Origin of the sequence: Neglectibacter caecimuris (assembly GCF_034335015.1) — a bacterium.
Classification (GTDB): Bacteria; Bacillota; Clostridia; order Oscillospirales; family Acutalibacteraceae; genus Acutalibacter; species Acutalibacter caecimuris_A.
This window is the reverse complement of the sequence record NZ_JAWXXK010000008.1, coordinates 89,903-103,711: the sequence shown is the minus strand read 5'-3', so window position 1 is coordinate 103,711 and position 13,809 is coordinate 89,903. Positions and strand designations below refer to the sequence as shown.

The following is a 13,809-nucleotide window of genomic DNA, read 5'->3' as shown; positions in this document are numbered from 1 at the left end:
CATTCTTCATTGCACACGCTCTTCTCTAACAACTAACAACTCAAAATCCTGCTGGACGAACGGCTAAAAATTGTGTAGAATAGGCACAGAAGAATTTCGGCGAAAGGGGCCGCGATAACATGAACCGGGAAAACAAAAGAAGACAATACGAGAAGGGCTATTATAAAACCCATGCCTGTGACGAAACCTTTACCTGCAAAAACTGCGGGCGCACGGTGGTGCCCGGCGGCGCCGGCAGTGACCACCGCAATCATTGCCCCAACTGCCTTTCCAGCCTCCATGTGGATAACGAGCCGGGGGACAGGGAATCGGACTGCGGCGGCCTGATGGAGCCCATTGCCGTGTGGGTGAGGAATAATGGCGAGTGGGCCATTGTTCACCGCTGCCGCCGGTGCGGGCACCTCAGCTCGAACCGGGTCCTGGCGGACGATAACCCCATGAAGCTGATGTCCATCGCCTTAAAACCTTTGGCAAATCCCCCCTTTCCGCTGGAGCGGATCGAGGAGCTGACCGCCCTGATGGGCGGGGAAGGAAGCCTGCCGGAAAGAAAAACAGAGCCGGAGGAATAAGGCGGAAGGGCTTATCCTGCGGCTGTTCTGCAAAACGCGCGCCTGCTCGGGCAATCCGATGGGCGCGCCGCTTTTTGTGCCGCGGCGGCGCTTGGAACAGGCGGACGGAGAATATTTTGCTTACAGCATTGACAAAGGGCCGCAGCACACATATAGTTAAGTTATATAACTGGGTTATATATAGGTGGTGAAGCAGTGCCAAAGCAGAGAATTACAAAGGAAATGGTGGTAGAGGCGGCCTTTGAAGCGGCCCGGTCCGGCGGCATGGAGCAGATCACGGTAAAGGGGCTCGCGGAAAAGCTGGGCTGCTCCGTACAACCGATTTACAGCTACTGCGAAAGCATGGAGGGCCTGCGGCAGGATGTGATCCGCCGGGTCAAGCGGTTTGTTCGGGAATACGCGGCGGAACGCGCAAATCCGCAGGAGCCCTTCCGGTCTATCGGGCAGGCTTATGTTACGCTGGCAAAGGACGAGCCCCATCTTTTCAAAATTTTTATTTTGCACCAAAGGAATGGGATTTCTTCCCTGGACGATCTTTACCGGGAAGAGGCAGATCGGAACATGGCAAAGCGCCTTGCGGAGGAATTGCGGATCGGCAGGGAAGAGGCCCGGCAGCTCCACCTGCAAATGCTGATCTATACCATAGGTCTGGGGGCAATTTTTTCCATGACGTCGCCGGGGATCTCCACAGATGAAATATTCGCGCAGCAGGAAAAAGCCTACCGGGCTTTTTTGGAACAGGCAAAACGAGACCGGCAGGAGCAGGAACAGAAAGGTGGATTTGCATGAGCGGTAAAATTGTGATAGTCTATCAAAGCAAAACAGGCTTTACCGAAAAATATGCCAAGCTTGCGGCAAAAGAAACAGCCTGTGATTTGATGAAGCTCAGCGAAACGACGGCTAAGCGGCTTTCGGCGTATGACACAGTGGTATTTGGAAGCCGGGCCCACGCGGGGCGGATCGATGGTTACGGAAAAATGCGCAAGCTGCTTCAAAATGTGCCGGTTTCGAAATTTGCCTTATTTGTAACCGGGGCAACTCCCAACGAAGCGAAGGAAACCGTGGAAGGCTTTTGGAAACAGAATCTCTCGGAAACAGAGCTTGCAGAGCTTCCTCATTTCTATTTGCAAAGCGGCCTGTGTTATGAAAAAATGGTTTTTTGGGATCGCCTTCTCATGAAAGCGGCAGCCGCCATGATACGGAAGAAAAAGGAAAAAACCTCGGAGGAAGCGGCCTTTGAGCAGGCAATTTCCCATTCCTACGATATTTCCTCGGAGGAATATCTGAGTCCCCTTGTGGAATGGATCCGCAGGGAACAGGCAGAGGAAGAACCGACTTCGTAGTAAAACGCTATGAAACCGAATTTCAGCGGAAAGGACGTCTTTTATGAAGCTTTACTTTGTTCGTCATGGAGATCCCGATTATTCCATCGATTCTCTTACGGAAAAGGGTTGGCGCGAGGTGGAATATCTCTCGGAGCGCATGGTAAAGATCCCGGCAGTTGCCTATTTCTGCTCTCCCATGGGAAGGGCAAAGGATACTGCCCGGCCCACCCTGGAAAAACTGGGACGCACTGCTGTGGAATGCGAGTGGCTCAGAGAGTTTAGCGGACAGATCCACCGGCCGGATCGTGTGGAGCAGGAATCTATTTGCTGGGATTGGCTTCCCCAGGATTGGACGAAGGATTCGAGGTTCTTTTCCCATCGGGAGTGGCTTCAAAACGAGACTATGGCAGCGGGAGATGTGGCCCGGGAATACCATTGGGTCATTTCCGGCCTGGATCAGCTTTTAGCGGAGTATGGCTACCGGCGGGAGGGAGCGCTGTACCGGGTAGAGCAGGGCAATAACGATGCTCTGGTGTTTTTCTGCCATTTCGGCGTGGAATGCGTGTTGCTCAGTCACCTGTTGAACGTGTCTCCCATGGTGCTTTGGCATGGCTTTGTGGCGCTGCCCTCCTCCGTTACCACGGTGATCACGGAGGAACGCCGGCCGGGGATCGCCAGCTTTCGGGTCAATGCCTTTGGGGATATTTCTCATCTTTATGCGAAAGAGGAGCCTCCGGCCTTTGCCGCCCGCTTCAGCGAATGCTACGGCAATGAGGGAGAACGCCTAGATTGACAGAAAACAGCGGACTGTTCAGGCAGGTTTTACAAAGAAACCGGTTAGTTTCTGCTAACTGATTGTTGATCCCGCTGAAAATGGAAAGCTCCTATTGACAATTTCCGGAAGTGGAACTATGATATACCAGAAGGTTAGCTACAGCTAACCGGAAATTTAAGCGCGGAGTTAGCTTTGGCTAATTCGACTGAGCGATTTCATGAGAGAAGGGCTGGAAGAAAAATGCCATTGACATTCGCAGGGCTCGGAGAAGAAAAAATGATCAAAAAGGTGGGGGGAACGCCGGAGGTAAAAAAGCACCTGGAAAACCTGGGCTTTGTAGTCGGCGGCACCGTAAAGGTGATCACGGCCATGGGCGGCAATATCATCGTCAAGGTGAAGGAAGCCCGGGTGGCGATCAGCCGGGAAATGGCGCAGAAAATTTTGGTTTAAGGCAGACCGCTTTCCAAGCAAGCGGTCTGTGTAAAAGTATTTAGAAAGGAGGGCAAACCAATGAAAACACTGCGGGAGGCGAAAATCGGCGACCGGGTAACGGTGGTAAGGCTCCACGGAGAAGGCGCGGTAAAGCGCCGGATCATGGATATGGGGATCACAAAGGGCGTAGAGGTGCAGATCCGTAAGGTGGCGCCGCTGGGAGATCCGGTAGAGGTCACTGTGCGCGGCTATGAGCTTTCCATCCGGAAGGCGGACGCGGAGCTGATCGAGATCATGTCCGCTTAGGAGTCGTTTGAAAAATCGCAAACGTCGTCTTTTTGCCCGATTCGGACGGATTTCCGCGTTGGAGCTCCTGTGGTTCCTCCGCCTGGAAGCCGTCTCGCCTTGTACAAAAAAATCCGACGCTTTCTCTATTTTCAAACAACCCCTAAAGCGATACGAAAAACACAGGGGAGGGGCCCCAATTTTTTTCAGCAGGCGGTTAGTCTCGGCTATCTACCGGCTCTGCCTTGAAACTCAGAGGAAAGGAACGTGAGTACCATGAAAATGCGGATCGCCCTGGCGGGCAACCCAAACAGCGGAAAAACCACCTTGTTCAACGCCCTGACCGGTTCCAACCAATTTGTGGGGAACTGGCCCGGCGTAACGGTGGAGAAAAAGGAAGGAAAGCTGAAAAAGCACGAGGACGTCATTGTCACCGACCTGCCCGGCATCTATTCGCTTTCTCCCTATACGCTGGAGGAGGTAGTGGCCAGAAATTATTTGATCGGTGAGCGTCCCGACGCAATTTTGAACATTGTAGACGGCACCAATCTGGAACGGAACCTGTATCTTACCACGCAGCTTACAGAATTGGGCATTCCGGTGGTGATTGCCATCAACATGATGGATCTTGTCAGGAAAAACGGCGATAAGATCAATATGGAAGAGCTTTCCCGCACTTTGGGCTGTCGGGTGGTGGAGCTCTCCGCCCTGAAGGGGACGGGGATCGCGGAAGCGGCGCAGGCGGCCATTGAGGCGGCCAGGTCAGAAAAAACCGTGCCGATGCATACCTTTTCCGGCGCGGTAGAGCATGCCATCGCCCATATCGAAGAGGCGGCGGTCCACGAGCTGCCCGCTGAGCAGCAGCGCTGGTACGCCATCAAAATATTTGAGCGGGACGACAAGGTGCTGGAACAGCTTGCGGTAAAGCCCGAAATACAAAAGCACATAGAAGAGGATATCAAAGCCGCGGAAGTGGAGTTAGAGGACGACGCCGAAAGCATCATCACCAACGAGCGGTATCTCTATATTGCTTCTTTGCTGAAGGGCTGTTATCACAGGAAAAACGCCGGACAGCTTTCCGTTTCCGATAAAATCGACAAGGTGGTCACCAACCGCTTCTTGGGTCTTCCCATTTTTGTTGCCGTGATGTTTGTCGTATATTATCTTGCCATGGTGACTGTGGGAACCTCCGCTACCGACTGGGCCAATGACGGCCTCTTCGGAGACGGCTGGCATCTGTTTGGCATCGGCACCTCCGCCTATGAAGAGGCTGCCGAAGCCTATGGAGACAGCGATCAGATCATTGGCGCTTTTCTGGAAGAATACGGCACAGAGGAAATGGCGGAGGCGCTGGATGGGGAGAGCGAGAGCTATACCGAAGAAGGGGCCAAAGCGGCTCTGACGGCGTTAGCAGCCGCCGTGCCGGAAGACGCCAAGGTTACTTACGAGCTGGAGGACGAGGAAACTTTGGAAATCACAGCGGTTTCCGATACAGGCCGGGCACAGCTTCTGGACGCTGTGGAGCAGTATCTCAATACAGAATATAAAGAAGGCTTCGGCGCACCTGATACTGCCGCTTACGGCGTGTGGGTGCCGGGAATTCCGCCGCTGATCGAAGGCGGTCTGGAGGCGATCCACTGTGCGGACTGGCTTCAGGGCCTGATCCTGGACGGCATTGTGGCAGGCGTTGGAGCGGTGCTGGGCTTTGTGCCGCAAATGCTGGTGCTGTTCCTGCTGCTGGCCTTTTTGGAGGCCTGTGGGTATATGTCCCGTATTGCCTTTGTGCTGGATCGCATCTTCCGAAAATTTGGGCTTTCCGGAAAGTCCTTTATTCCCATGCTGATCGGCTCCGGCTGCGGAGTGCCGGGGATCATGGCCTCCCGCACCATTGAAAACGAACGGGACCGCCGTATGACCATCATGACCACCACCTTCATTCCCTGCAGCGCCAAGCTGCCCTTTATCGGCATGATCGCCGGCGCGGTGTTTGGCGGTTCAGCCTGGGTGGCGACCTCCGCTTACTTTATCGGAGTGGCTGCCATCGTGGTATCGGGCGTCATGCTGAAGAAAACAAAACTGTTTTCCGGCGACCCGGCTCCCTTCGTCATGGAACTGCCCGCCTACCACTGGCCCACTGTGGGGAACGTGATTCGTTCCATGTGGGAGCGAGGCTGGTCCTTTATCAAAAAGGCGGGAACCATCATTTTACTTTCCACCATTCTGGTCTGGTTTACGACCTACTTCGGTGTAGTAGATGGCACGTTCCGTATGCTCAGTGAGGAGGAGATCAATTCCTCGATCCTTGCTGCCATTGGCAGCGCCATCGCCTGGATCTTTACTCCTCTGGGCTGGGGGAACTGGCAGGCGGCTGTGGCCTCCATCACTGGACTGATCGCCAAGGAAAATATTGTGGGAACCTTGGGCATTCTGTACGGCGGCTCCGGCGGAGCCTGGGCGGGCTTCTCTGCGGCTTTCTCCGGGATCGCGGCCTATTCCTTCCTGGTGTTCAACCTGCTGTGCGCGCCCTGCTTTGCCGCCATCGGCGCGATCAAGCGGGAGATGAACAGCGCCAAATGGACCTGGTTCGCCATCGGCTACCAGTGCGGCTTTGCCTATGTGATCTCGCTGATCGTGTATCAGTTCGGCTCGGCCTTTACCGGAAACCTGAATGTTTTCGGGCTGATCGCGGCGCTGGTGCTGCTTGCCGGAATGCTTTATCTGCTGTTTCGTCCCTATCGGGAAGCAAACCGGCTGACTACCACTGTTCCCGTAAAATAAGTGAGAAGACAGGAGGAAAAGCTTTATGCTTCATTGGCTTGCCGCAAATTGGGGAACGCTTTTGGCAGGAAGCGTTGTGCTGCTGATAGTAGCCGCTGTTTTGGGTTCTCTGATGAAAAATAAGAGAAAGGGCAAATCCGCCTGTGGCTGCTCCGGCGGATGTGCGGGCTGTGCTCTCTGCGGCAGCTGTCATTCGGGGGAACCTGAGAAAAGGCTTTCCTCAAAGTAAAACTTCAAAGTAAAAACCGCCGCGGTCAGGCAGAAGCCTCTCCGCAGCGGTTTTTCTTCTTCGGCGCCAGGCTCTAAAATCCAAAGTAGCTGAGCATACCGTTGTAAATTCCCCTGGCAAAGCCTCTGGGATCGTCCCGAAGTTTTTGGGCGTCGGCGGTGTTGCTCAGATAAGCCAGCTCCACTAAAACGGCGGGCATTCTGGTGCGGCGCAGCACATAAAGGGAAGGGTTGACGCGAACGCCGTTATCCCGGGTTCCAACCTCGGCTACAAGGCCGTTCAGAATATGTTGAGCCAGCCAGTAGGATTGGGTATTCTCCTGGTATACATATACCTCGCTGCCGTTGATGGCGGGGTTTGTGTTGGAATTGCAGTGAATGCTCACAAAATAATCGGCGGGCCAGGAATTTGCCATATTGACCCTGGCCTGCAGGCTGGTGGAGTTATTGGTGCCCAAAATGGTGTCCGGCGTGGGGCGGGAGAGCCGGGCGGTAAAGCGGGGGTCGTCATTTAGCAGCTGAGCCAGATAGAGCCCGACCTCGTAGGTGATATCCTGCTCCACCAGGCCGTTTCCCACGGCCCCGGTATTGTGGCCTCTGGGGTTGTGGCCCTGGTCAACAAAAATGCGAATCGGCATGGAAAGCGCCTCCTGATCAAACTTTTTCCATCTTATGCGTTGGGCGGCTTCTTTGTGCGCCTCAGGGCGATTCAAGGCAGCTTTGCCGGGGAAAAGAGCAAAAGTATATTTTCAAATTGACAAAAGCCGCCGCTTGCGGTAAAATACAAGGGAAGTGAGGAAACCTTGGTTCTTTGAATACGCCTCCATAGTTAAACGGATATAACAGCCCCCTCCTAAGCGGTAGATGGTTCGAGTCTAAATTAGGAATACAAGTTCATATTTTTTGCATAAGTCCCAGTAGCTCAGTTGGATAGAGCACACGCCTCCTAAGCGTGGGGTCGGAGGTTCAAATCCTCTCTGGGACGCCAGAAACAACGCTGTAAGCCTTTGTTTTCAAGGGTTTACAGCTTTTTTGTTCAGCCATAATCCTTAGACGAAACCATCTTCCTTTGGTTGGAGGGTAGTTGAATGTTTATGAGTTGCAGTGTATATTTTGCTAATTGGAAACGAACAAAAATCTGAGCCTTGCTAATAAAAACTGCCTCTTTGCTAATTTGAGATTTCAGACCGCTTTTTGGCCTGCAATCAGCGCCGCCAGCGTACTTGCAAGCTCCGGTGATTTTTGAAGCTGTTCGATCAATGCCGCAAGGTCTACAGTCTGTGCCTGAGGCTGTTCTTGCGGAGGCGTTACCTTCCTCAAATCAGGATTCGCATAGAAGGCACTCTCAAATTTCTGCGCATTGATCTTGCGGTCCTCGTCGAGAATGTGAGCATAGACCTTTGTAATCATATCTATCTCTGCATGTCCTGTATCGCCCTGTGTGGCCTTCAGATCGCCGTGGTTGAGTTTCAGCTTGTAAGTTGTACTGGAATGTCTCAAAGAGTGAAAGACGACGTTAGGGAGCTCCGCCTTTTGTTTCAACAGTGAAAACTCTTTCTCGATAATCCGATTTTCGCAAGGTCTGCCATTTGGCAACGCAACCACCAGGTCAAAATCCTGGTACTCGTCACCGAGAAATCCCTTTAATTCTTCCTGCGACTTTTTCCATTCACGGAGGATATAGGCAACCGTTTTAGGCAGCCATACCTTACGGACACTGGAATCTGTTTTCGGCTTTTTCAGAATCAGGCGGGTACTGGTATTCGGCATGAGCGGGGTAAAAATATAATAAATATCTTTTTGCCCCAACATTTCAATAGCCTGCTTGGAGGCCCTTGTCAGCTCTGCCTCTATGTAAATATAAGCATTGTCCGCTGCAATATTTTCATCCTCAATGTGAACATTTTTCCAGGTTAGTCCAAGAATCTCTCCCATACGCAGAGAACACGCAAAAGCAAGATTCATGGCGATATACAGCTTACTGTCCGTACACTGATCCAGCGCCAGACGAATTGTTTCCGCATCCCAGATGTCCCGCTTTTTGTACTCGGTCTTTGGAAGGACCGCATTATCAAAAGGGTTTTTCCCGATCAGTTCCCATCTTACCGCCTGCTTGAAAGCACAGCGGAGCAGCTTGATAATCTTTTCAATGGTCTGGTTGGTAACAAATTCCGTCCGGGCTTTCCGGTTCTTCCTGGAAACAGAAGGCGTCTTTTGAAGGGTCTGAATGTACTTGTCCACCACGCGGGGAGTAATGTCCTGAACCTCCATGTCTCCGATAATCGGATTGATATAGTTGGCAATCAGGGCTGTTTGGCCGTCATACATAGACACGCCCCATTTTTTCTCTCCATAGGTGGAAACAAAGTCATACAGAAAATCCGATACCTTTTGATTGTTCGGAGGAAGAAATGTGCCGTTGTTCTGCTGGTTCTCAACTTCTGCTTTCCGTTTCAGGGCTTCTTTATGGGTATGCCAAGTTTCCCATTTCTGTTTCGTTTCTCCATTTTCATCAACATAGTTGTAAACAACGGAATAAGATTTTTTACGTTTGATAATAGATGCCATATTCGATCTTCCTTTCTAAGTTAGAACGTCTGTGCGTCTAACCATTCATCAAATGATTTTTTGGAAACTCGTATGGCATTACCAACCCGTACAATTTTGAAATGACCCTCTTTTACCAGACTATAAGCAGAAGTGCGGCCAATATTCAGCATGGCAGCAATATCCTCCACTTTGTAAGTCCTCTGTTCGGGAACATTTCTTTGCACACTGTTTGTTGTCTGGCTCATTTTCCCTCCTTTCTGCATCCGACAAAGACAGTGTGCGGGATATGACTTCCTACCATTATTCTACCGCGCCGCCTGCCATTTGTCTGCTGCTAATTGAAAAATTTACGATTTATCCATAGTTTGAATTTGTGTGTGGAATTATCAAAACCACATGAATAGGTCGGGCCTGCGGCATCCAGAACCACAGACCCGGCCCATTGTATCTGATTTCGATTTTGTTTGCCGTATTTGCCACGCCCCCCGGCAGCCCTGTTTACACAAAGCGGGGTTGCCATAGGCTGCGGCCAGCTTTACCGCATCATAGCCCCACAAATGCCGCCGCTTTGCCAGAGCAAGCGCACACCGCAGGGACTTCCCTTCAAGTCTGTGAGGGATTGTGAAAAAGTACCATTATGATCTGTGCCGTCGTCGCGCCCGGCCTGCCACAGCCGGGTCAATGAGTTGCGTGGATCGCTCGGATAGCCGGATTCATCACCTCCTTAGCTGCCTGTCTTTGCGCCGCCCCATTTGCCGCTCGGAACACAGAATGACGTACCTACAGCAACGTATATTCGGTTGTCAAGGAACAGCGAGGGGCGTGGCAGTTATGACATTTTTACATTCGGGGCGGGCCGGAGCATGTGCTGTACGGCCACACCCATCAGGCTTGTCCCGCCGAATATGTCCCTCTATTATTCATTTCATTTTCGGGCATTATTTTCGGGGTCTGTATCCATTTTTTCTAAAACTTTTTTCAAACGCCGAAGTCCGCGCTGGATTCCTTCATGCACGGAGCTGACGCCGGAACCCTCGCTTTTTGCAATTTCCGATATGCTCATGCCGAGCAGGAAATGCGAGGCTATCCGGTTTCGTTGTTTCTCCGGTAGGGAAGCAAGCGCCTGATACAGTCGGGCATTTTCCTCCTTCTGTTCAAGAATTTCGGCTGGTGTCAGGACGATCACCAGCGCATCACGCTCCACGTTGGCATCATAATCAAGAGAAAAATATGCCTTATGACGGTATGTACGCAGGATATAGGCGGCTTCAGCCAGCTTATACTCTCGGAGCAGATCAGCCACCTCGTCCGGCACTTCAACAATAACGTCCTGTGTATAAAACGGGTAGTAATCCCGCAGATTGATTTCTTTCATGGGTAATTCCTCCAATTTCGATTTTTAGGGTGGTAAGCAAAATCGAAATCAGAGGGTGGGGAGCGGCAGCGCGGATAACCCTTGTTGTAACAGCCGCTTATATATGAAATGCGCGCCCATAAAAGATTGGGCGCGCAGGAAGATGTATGATAAAGTATTTCCTCAAATGCGGTCAAACTTAAAAACGCCGCAATCCACACCACATGGATTACGGCGCATAAAGCTCTATATGCAAAATAACCTTTCTGTTGAACATTCCCCTTTGGCAGCATTTATCAGCCCTCCCCGAAAAGGAAGCGCAGAAGGCCTATCCTTCATCAGCCTCCTTTTGGGGAAATTATATAGGGGTAAATTCTATATTTTTCCTTGAAATATCATAGTTCTGGTAAGGCTTATATAAAGTGTGTTTTAAGGTAATCACGGTCTCGAACGGATTTTACAAAAGATCCCCATATTATGATAAAGACCACAAGACAAATAAAATTGCCTCATGGTCTTTATCACAATACTTCAAATTTGTAACCAATGCCAATAACACTTTTAATGTAGTCCGGGGAACCAGGTATGATTTTCAATTTCTTCCGCAGATTACTCACATGGTTATTGACTGCCTTGCGGGAGTAGTAGGAATAATCCTCGTTCCAGACCAATTCCATAATCAGTTCATAAGTAAATACCCGCTTCGGGTGAGTAATTAACAAAGCGAGGATGTCAAATTCCTTAGCTGTTAATTTGATTACCTGCTCCCCAATACATACAAGCCGTTGTTCCTGGCAGAAGTATAAATCACCCATGTGAATCTCTGTAAACGGTTCATCAATGACTGTCTGCACCTTATAAGTTTCGGGAATGGCACATGGGCTGTCAGCCGGATTGTTCTGTTGCTTTTGAGAATCGAGAAGATAATTTACTAACTCCTGACGCTGACGGGCGCTTAACAACATGAGCAGCTTTTCCGCAATTCTGCTGCCCGGTTCAGATACATCAAATACAGCTAATTTCCCATATCGTCACATCCCTTCCGCCAGTATAGGCATTTATTTCGTCGTTTCAATCGAATACCCAAATTTTACTGCCTTTTAAAAGTTAGCCTTAATTGTCCTCACTATCTTTTGAACGATTGTTTGAATTCTTCTTATCATTATACTTTTTCATAATTACAATTTTGAGAAGCCCAATAGCAATTAAAACACCAATCAGTATCAGCCACCAATACCAAGCCATATTATATATCACCTCCTAACCAGCTAATTTTTTCAATAACTTGCTTATCAATACATAGAACCATATAGAAGCAACGAGTAAAGCAATCAGCAAATTTATATAACCATTGTTCTGTATTGCTTTTCCCACCCAAAATGAGGGTAGAAAACCAACTACATATTGAAACATACCCTTTACAAAAAAAGGGGCTGGAATACCTAATAGTGTAAGTGCAGAGAGTTTTGTTACAGCCATACCCTCTAATTTATTACCTGATAACGTAATAATCATAAGTGAAACAATGATTGCCTGTACTGAGCCGAGAAGCGCCAAACATATTGTCATTCCAATGGACAACTTTTCTAATGAAAAAAGCAACAGTACGATAAAAGCAATGACCGCTGAAATAATTGCGGGTACTACCAACCTTGTAAAGAGATACCCCACCTTACCAAGAGGGGTAATTGAAAAGTACCGCGATACTTTATCATCGATTTCCTCTAACGTAATCATGGCAAATGCAAAACAAAGCAATACAGGAGCCATGATAGAAAGCAATAAATCAAAAATCGGATAGTACCCTTGCAAAGAAAACTCTGTTATTCTTTCAAGAAATGGAATACCAAACTTAATCAAGGCACCCATAATAAACGGTGTGAAACAGGCTGCAAACATCATAGGATCACTCTTGATTTGCCTAAATACCTGTATGGTACTGGATAATATCTTTTTCATAGCTTTACACCCCCTAAACTTCTCCACATATGCTCAACCGTATGCCGCGCAACCATATAGAGAATAATCAGCGTAGAAAATACAAGTATCGTATCAAATGATAGTAAAGAGCTTGTTCCGGTTATAAGGTTCATGCAGGATATAAACGGGAAAAAGCAAAATATTTTTGGCAATTCCACAAATAGACCAACAATAGGTGGAACAAAACAAACAATTTCTATCGGCATAATTACAATGAGAAATTGGTTCAAGTTTGAAATTTTTGTAGCTGCAATTATGCCGAGCATAGTAAAGATTGCCGATGTTAAGGCGGTTCCAACGGCGATACCGAGTAAATGATTGCTCCCGGAAACTAATCCTAATATCAATGCAATAATTGTGGAAATAGCAATCAGTGCGATTGTTTTTGAAAGTATATATTCCGACATCTTTACAGGTGATACCACCATAGCATTTAATACCTTTTGACTTTTTTCTAAAAGTACAATCGCCCCCATAAAAAACAAGCCCATAGCTGCCGGGTCAGAGTAAATCATGATGGCTGCAATATCTTTTTTCCAATGCTCCGGCAAGGCAGCAATCGCGCACACATACAGAAGTGTCAAGATACAGTAAATAAAGTAGAAACCATATTTCCATTGGAAATGTATATCTCCACGGATTAAACGCCCTAATCTCATTGTAGTGTCCTCCCCGTAATATCAACAAAAATGTCATTTAATGTAGGTTCGCTACTATGTATAGAAAGCAGACGGTTTTCAGAAATTAAACTCTTTAACGTTTTATCCTCTGTGGTTCTGTCAAGCAGACATTCCCCGGTTTTTTCGCCGTTGTCATAATAGGTATATTGTATTTTTGCAGCACCCCTTGACATGATTAAATTATGTGGTCTGTCTAACGCGCTGACTTTTCCCGCAACAATAAAAGCCACATAGTCGCATAGCTCCGTTGCGTCAAACATATTGTGAGTGGTGATTATGATAGTTTTTCCGCGCTTCTTCTCTGCAAGGATAATATCTTTCATCAAGCGATTATTTGTAGGGTCAAGACCGCTTGTTGGTTCATCAAGGAATAATATATCGGGGTCATGGATTAACGCTTTGATAAAATTTAAGCGGGAACGCATACCTTTGGAAAAGTCAGAAACCTTTTTGTTCCCGTCATTTTCCAAGCCCACCATATGCAATAATTCGTCAATAGACCGGGGCTGCTTTTCATATAGTGAAGCAAAATAGGCGAGGTTTTGTCGTGCCGTAAATTTCTCATAGCAGGTAGAAAATTCAAAGTCCACACCGATATTTTCATAAAACCGATTTGTGTGTTCCTTTATTTCAATACCTGCAACTTTTACGCTGCCTTTATATTTTGTATTAAGCCCAGTCAATACTTTTTGTATGGTTGATTTTCCAGCACCAGAGGGTCCTAAAAAACCGAAAATTTCTCCTTTCCCAACATGGAAACTTACATTCTCCACAAACGGTTTGTCAGTATAGCTAAAATACAGTTTTTTTACATCAATCATTATTCATTCCTCCTTTAACTTTATGACGTTTA

The 13,809-nt window shown here is 48.6% G+C and carries 17 protein-coding genes and 1 tRNA gene; 9 read left to right on the top strand and 9 right to left on the bottom strand.

Annotation, left to right across the window (positions count from 1 at the left end; all coding sequences use genetic code 11):
* The first annotated feature begins 119 nt into the window (after window positions 1–119).
* The 8 genes from U8T64_RS11700 to U8T64_RS11665 all read left to right on the top strand — a co-directional run bounded on the left by U8T64_RS11700 (window position 120) and on the right by U8T64_RS11665 (window position 6,393).
* A complete protein-coding gene (locus U8T64_RS11700) occupies window positions 120–569 on the top strand; it encodes an RNHCP domain-containing protein (RefSeq protein ID WP_322183655.1) in 450 nt (149 codons plus the stop codon).
* A 195-nt stretch (window positions 570–764) separates the two neighbouring features.
* Window positions 765–1,358 carry a TetR/AcrR family transcriptional regulator gene (locus U8T64_RS11695; RefSeq protein WP_322183653.1) on the top strand — a complete coding sequence of 198 codons (594 nt, stop codon included), beginning with the start codon at window positions 765–767 and terminating at the stop codon, window positions 1,356–1,358.
* Entirely contained in the window at window positions 1,355–1,912 is a 558-nt protein-coding gene (locus U8T64_RS11690; RefSeq protein WP_322183651.1) for a flavodoxin family protein, read from the top strand. Before U8T64_RS11695 ends, U8T64_RS11690 begins: the two co-directional genes overlap by 4 nt.
* 43 nt (window positions 1,913–1,955) lie before the next feature.
* The gene (locus U8T64_RS11685; protein ID WP_322183649.1) at window positions 1,956–2,687 is read left to right on the top strand and encodes a histidine phosphatase family protein; all 732 of its coding nucleotides are present in this window, start codon (window positions 1,956–1,958) and stop codon (window positions 2,685–2,687) included.
* A gap of 222 nt (window positions 2,688–2,909) precedes the next feature.
* A complete protein-coding gene (locus U8T64_RS11680; protein WP_322183647.1) occupies window positions 2,910–3,119 on the top strand; it encodes a FeoA family protein in 210 nt (69 codons plus the stop codon).
* Window positions 3,120–3,179: 60 nt separating this feature from the next.
* Entirely contained in the window at window positions 3,180–3,407 is a 228-nt protein-coding gene (locus U8T64_RS11675) for a FeoA family protein (RefSeq protein WP_322183645.1), read from the top strand.
* A gap of 255 nt (window positions 3,408–3,662) precedes the next feature.
* Window positions 3,663–6,164, top strand: coding sequence for a ferrous iron transport protein B (gene feoB, locus U8T64_RS11670; protein WP_322183812.1), 2,502 nt, complete (start codon window positions 3,663–3,665; stop codon window positions 6,162–6,164).
* Window positions 6,165–6,189: 25 nt separating this feature from the next.
* Window positions 6,190–6,393 carry a FeoB-associated Cys-rich membrane protein gene (locus U8T64_RS11665; protein ID WP_322183643.1) on the top strand — a complete coding sequence of 68 codons (204 nt, stop codon included), beginning with the start codon at window positions 6,190–6,192 and terminating at the stop codon, window positions 6,391–6,393.
* A 73-nt stretch (window positions 6,394–6,466) separates the two neighbouring features.
* Here U8T64_RS11665 and U8T64_RS11660 read toward each other — a convergent pair whose 3' ends face one another.
* Window positions 6,467–7,030 carry an N-acetylmuramoyl-L-alanine amidase family protein gene (locus U8T64_RS11660; protein WP_322183641.1) on the bottom strand — a complete coding sequence of 188 codons (564 nt, stop codon included), beginning with the start codon at window positions 7,028–7,030 and terminating at the stop codon, window positions 6,467–6,469.
* A gap of 273 nt (window positions 7,031–7,303) precedes the next feature.
* On the opposite strand from U8T64_RS11660, the gene U8T64_RS11655 reads away from it, so the two are divergent.
* Window positions 7,304–7,380: transfer RNA gene (locus U8T64_RS11655), tRNA-Arg, on the top strand.
* Window positions 7,381–7,574: 194 nt separating this feature from the next.
* On the opposite strand, the gene U8T64_RS11650 is transcribed toward U8T64_RS11655, so the two are convergent.
* From U8T64_RS11650 to U8T64_RS11615, 8 genes are all read right to left on the bottom strand, one after another.
* Window positions 7,575–8,960: a site-specific integrase gene (locus tag U8T64_RS11650; protein ID WP_213540032.1), complete on the bottom strand. Its 1,386-nt coding sequence runs from the start codon at window positions 8,958–8,960 to the stop codon at window positions 7,575–7,577.
* Window positions 8,961–8,980: 20 nt separating this feature from the next.
* Window positions 8,981–9,187 (bottom strand): helix-turn-helix domain-containing protein, encoded by a 207-nt coding sequence (locus U8T64_RS11645; protein ID WP_016220545.1) that lies wholly within the window; start codon window positions 9,185–9,187, stop codon window positions 8,981–8,983.
* Window positions 9,188–9,867: 680 nt separating this feature from the next.
* On the bottom strand, window positions 9,868–10,317 hold the full coding sequence (locus tag U8T64_RS11640; RefSeq protein WP_173892446.1) for a sigma-70 family RNA polymerase sigma factor: 450 nt from the start codon (window positions 10,315–10,317) through the stop codon (window positions 9,868–9,870).
* Between the two features lie 500 nt (window positions 10,318–10,817).
* Window positions 10,818–11,261, bottom strand: a complete 444-nt coding sequence (locus U8T64_RS11635; protein ID WP_213540033.1) for a helix-turn-helix domain-containing protein — start codon at window positions 11,259–11,261, stop codon at window positions 10,818–10,820.
* Window positions 11,262–11,409: 148 nt separating this feature from the next.
* On the bottom strand, window positions 11,410–11,541 hold the full coding sequence (locus U8T64_RS11630) for a hypothetical protein (RefSeq protein ID WP_257329151.1): 132 nt from the start codon (window positions 11,539–11,541) through the stop codon (window positions 11,410–11,412).
* 15 nt (window positions 11,542–11,556) lie between these two features.
* Window positions 11,557–12,255, bottom strand: coding sequence for an Rv2686c family ABC transporter permease subunit (locus U8T64_RS11625; RefSeq protein ID WP_213540034.1), 699 nt, complete (start codon window positions 12,253–12,255; stop codon window positions 11,557–11,559).
* Window positions 12,252–12,935 carry a fluoroquinolone export ABC transporter permease subunit gene (locus U8T64_RS11620; RefSeq protein WP_213540035.1) on the bottom strand — a complete coding sequence of 228 codons (684 nt, stop codon included), beginning with the start codon at window positions 12,933–12,935 and terminating at the stop codon, window positions 12,252–12,254. The genes U8T64_RS11625 and U8T64_RS11620 overlap by 4 nt, the downstream gene beginning before the upstream one ends.
* Window positions 12,932–13,777, bottom strand: a complete 846-nt coding sequence (locus tag U8T64_RS11615; RefSeq protein ID WP_213540036.1) for an ABC transporter ATP-binding protein — start codon at window positions 13,775–13,777, stop codon at window positions 12,932–12,934. The genes U8T64_RS11620 and U8T64_RS11615 overlap by 4 nt, the downstream gene beginning before the upstream one ends.
* Between the last annotated feature and the right edge of the window lie 32 nt (window positions 13,778–13,809).

What these genes read in the sequence shown, in the direction of transcription:
- U8T64_RS11700 (WP_322183655.1), top strand. Translation starts at nt 120, where the DNA reads ATGAACCGGGAAAACAAAAGAAGACAATACGAGAAGGGCTATTATAAA.
- U8T64_RS11690 (WP_322183651.1), top strand. Translation starts at nt 1,355, where the DNA reads ATGAGCGGTAAAATTGTGATAGTCTATCAAAGCAAAACAGGCTTTACC.
- U8T64_RS11685 (WP_322183649.1), top strand. Translation starts at nt 1,956, where the DNA reads ATGAAGCTTTACTTTGTTCGTCATGGAGATCCCGATTATTCCATCGAT.
- U8T64_RS11680 (WP_322183647.1), top strand. Translation starts at nt 2,910, where the DNA reads ATGCCATTGACATTCGCAGGGCTCGGAGAAGAAAAAATGATCAAAAAG.
- U8T64_RS11675 (WP_322183645.1), top strand. Translation starts at nt 3,180, where the DNA reads ATGAAAACACTGCGGGAGGCGAAAATCGGCGACCGGGTAACGGTGGTA.
- feoB (WP_322183812.1), top strand. Translation starts at nt 3,663, where the DNA reads ATGAAAATGCGGATCGCCCTGGCGGGCAACCCAAACAGCGGAAAAACC.
- U8T64_RS11665 (WP_322183643.1), top strand. Translation starts at nt 6,190, where the DNA reads ATGCTTCATTGGCTTGCCGCAAATTGGGGAACGCTTTTGGCAGGAAGC.
- U8T64_RS11660 (WP_322183641.1), bottom strand. Translation starts at nt 7,030, where the DNA reads ATGCCGATTCGCATTTTTGTTGACCAGGGCCACAACCCCAGAGGCCAC.
- U8T64_RS11650 (WP_213540032.1), bottom strand. Translation starts at nt 8,960, where the DNA reads ATGGCATCTATTATCAAACGTAAAAAATCTTATTCCGTTGTTTACAAC.
- U8T64_RS11645 (WP_016220545.1), bottom strand. Translation starts at nt 9,187, where the DNA reads ATGAGCCAGACAACAAACAGTGTGCAAAGAAATGTTCCCGAACAGAGG.
- U8T64_RS11640 (WP_173892446.1), bottom strand. Translation starts at nt 10,317, where the DNA reads ATGAAAGAAATCAATCTGCGGGATTACTACCCGTTTTATACACAGGAC.
- U8T64_RS11635 (WP_213540033.1), bottom strand. Translation starts at nt 11,261, where the DNA reads ATGTTGTTAAGCGCCCGTCAGCGTCAGGAGTTAGTAAATTATCTTCTC.
- U8T64_RS11630 (WP_257329151.1), bottom strand. Translation starts at nt 11,541, where the DNA reads ATGGCTTGGTATTGGTGGCTGATACTGATTGGTGTTTTAATTGCTATT.
- U8T64_RS11625 (WP_213540034.1), bottom strand. Translation starts at nt 12,255, where the DNA reads ATGAAAAAGATATTATCCAGTACCATACAGGTATTTAGGCAAATCAAG.
- U8T64_RS11620 (WP_213540035.1), bottom strand. Translation starts at nt 12,935, where the DNA reads ATGAGATTAGGGCGTTTAATCCGTGGAGATATACATTTCCAATGGAAA.
- U8T64_RS11615 (WP_213540036.1), bottom strand. Translation starts at nt 13,777, where the DNA reads ATGATTGATGTAAAAAAACTGTATTTTAGCTATACTGACAAACCGTTT.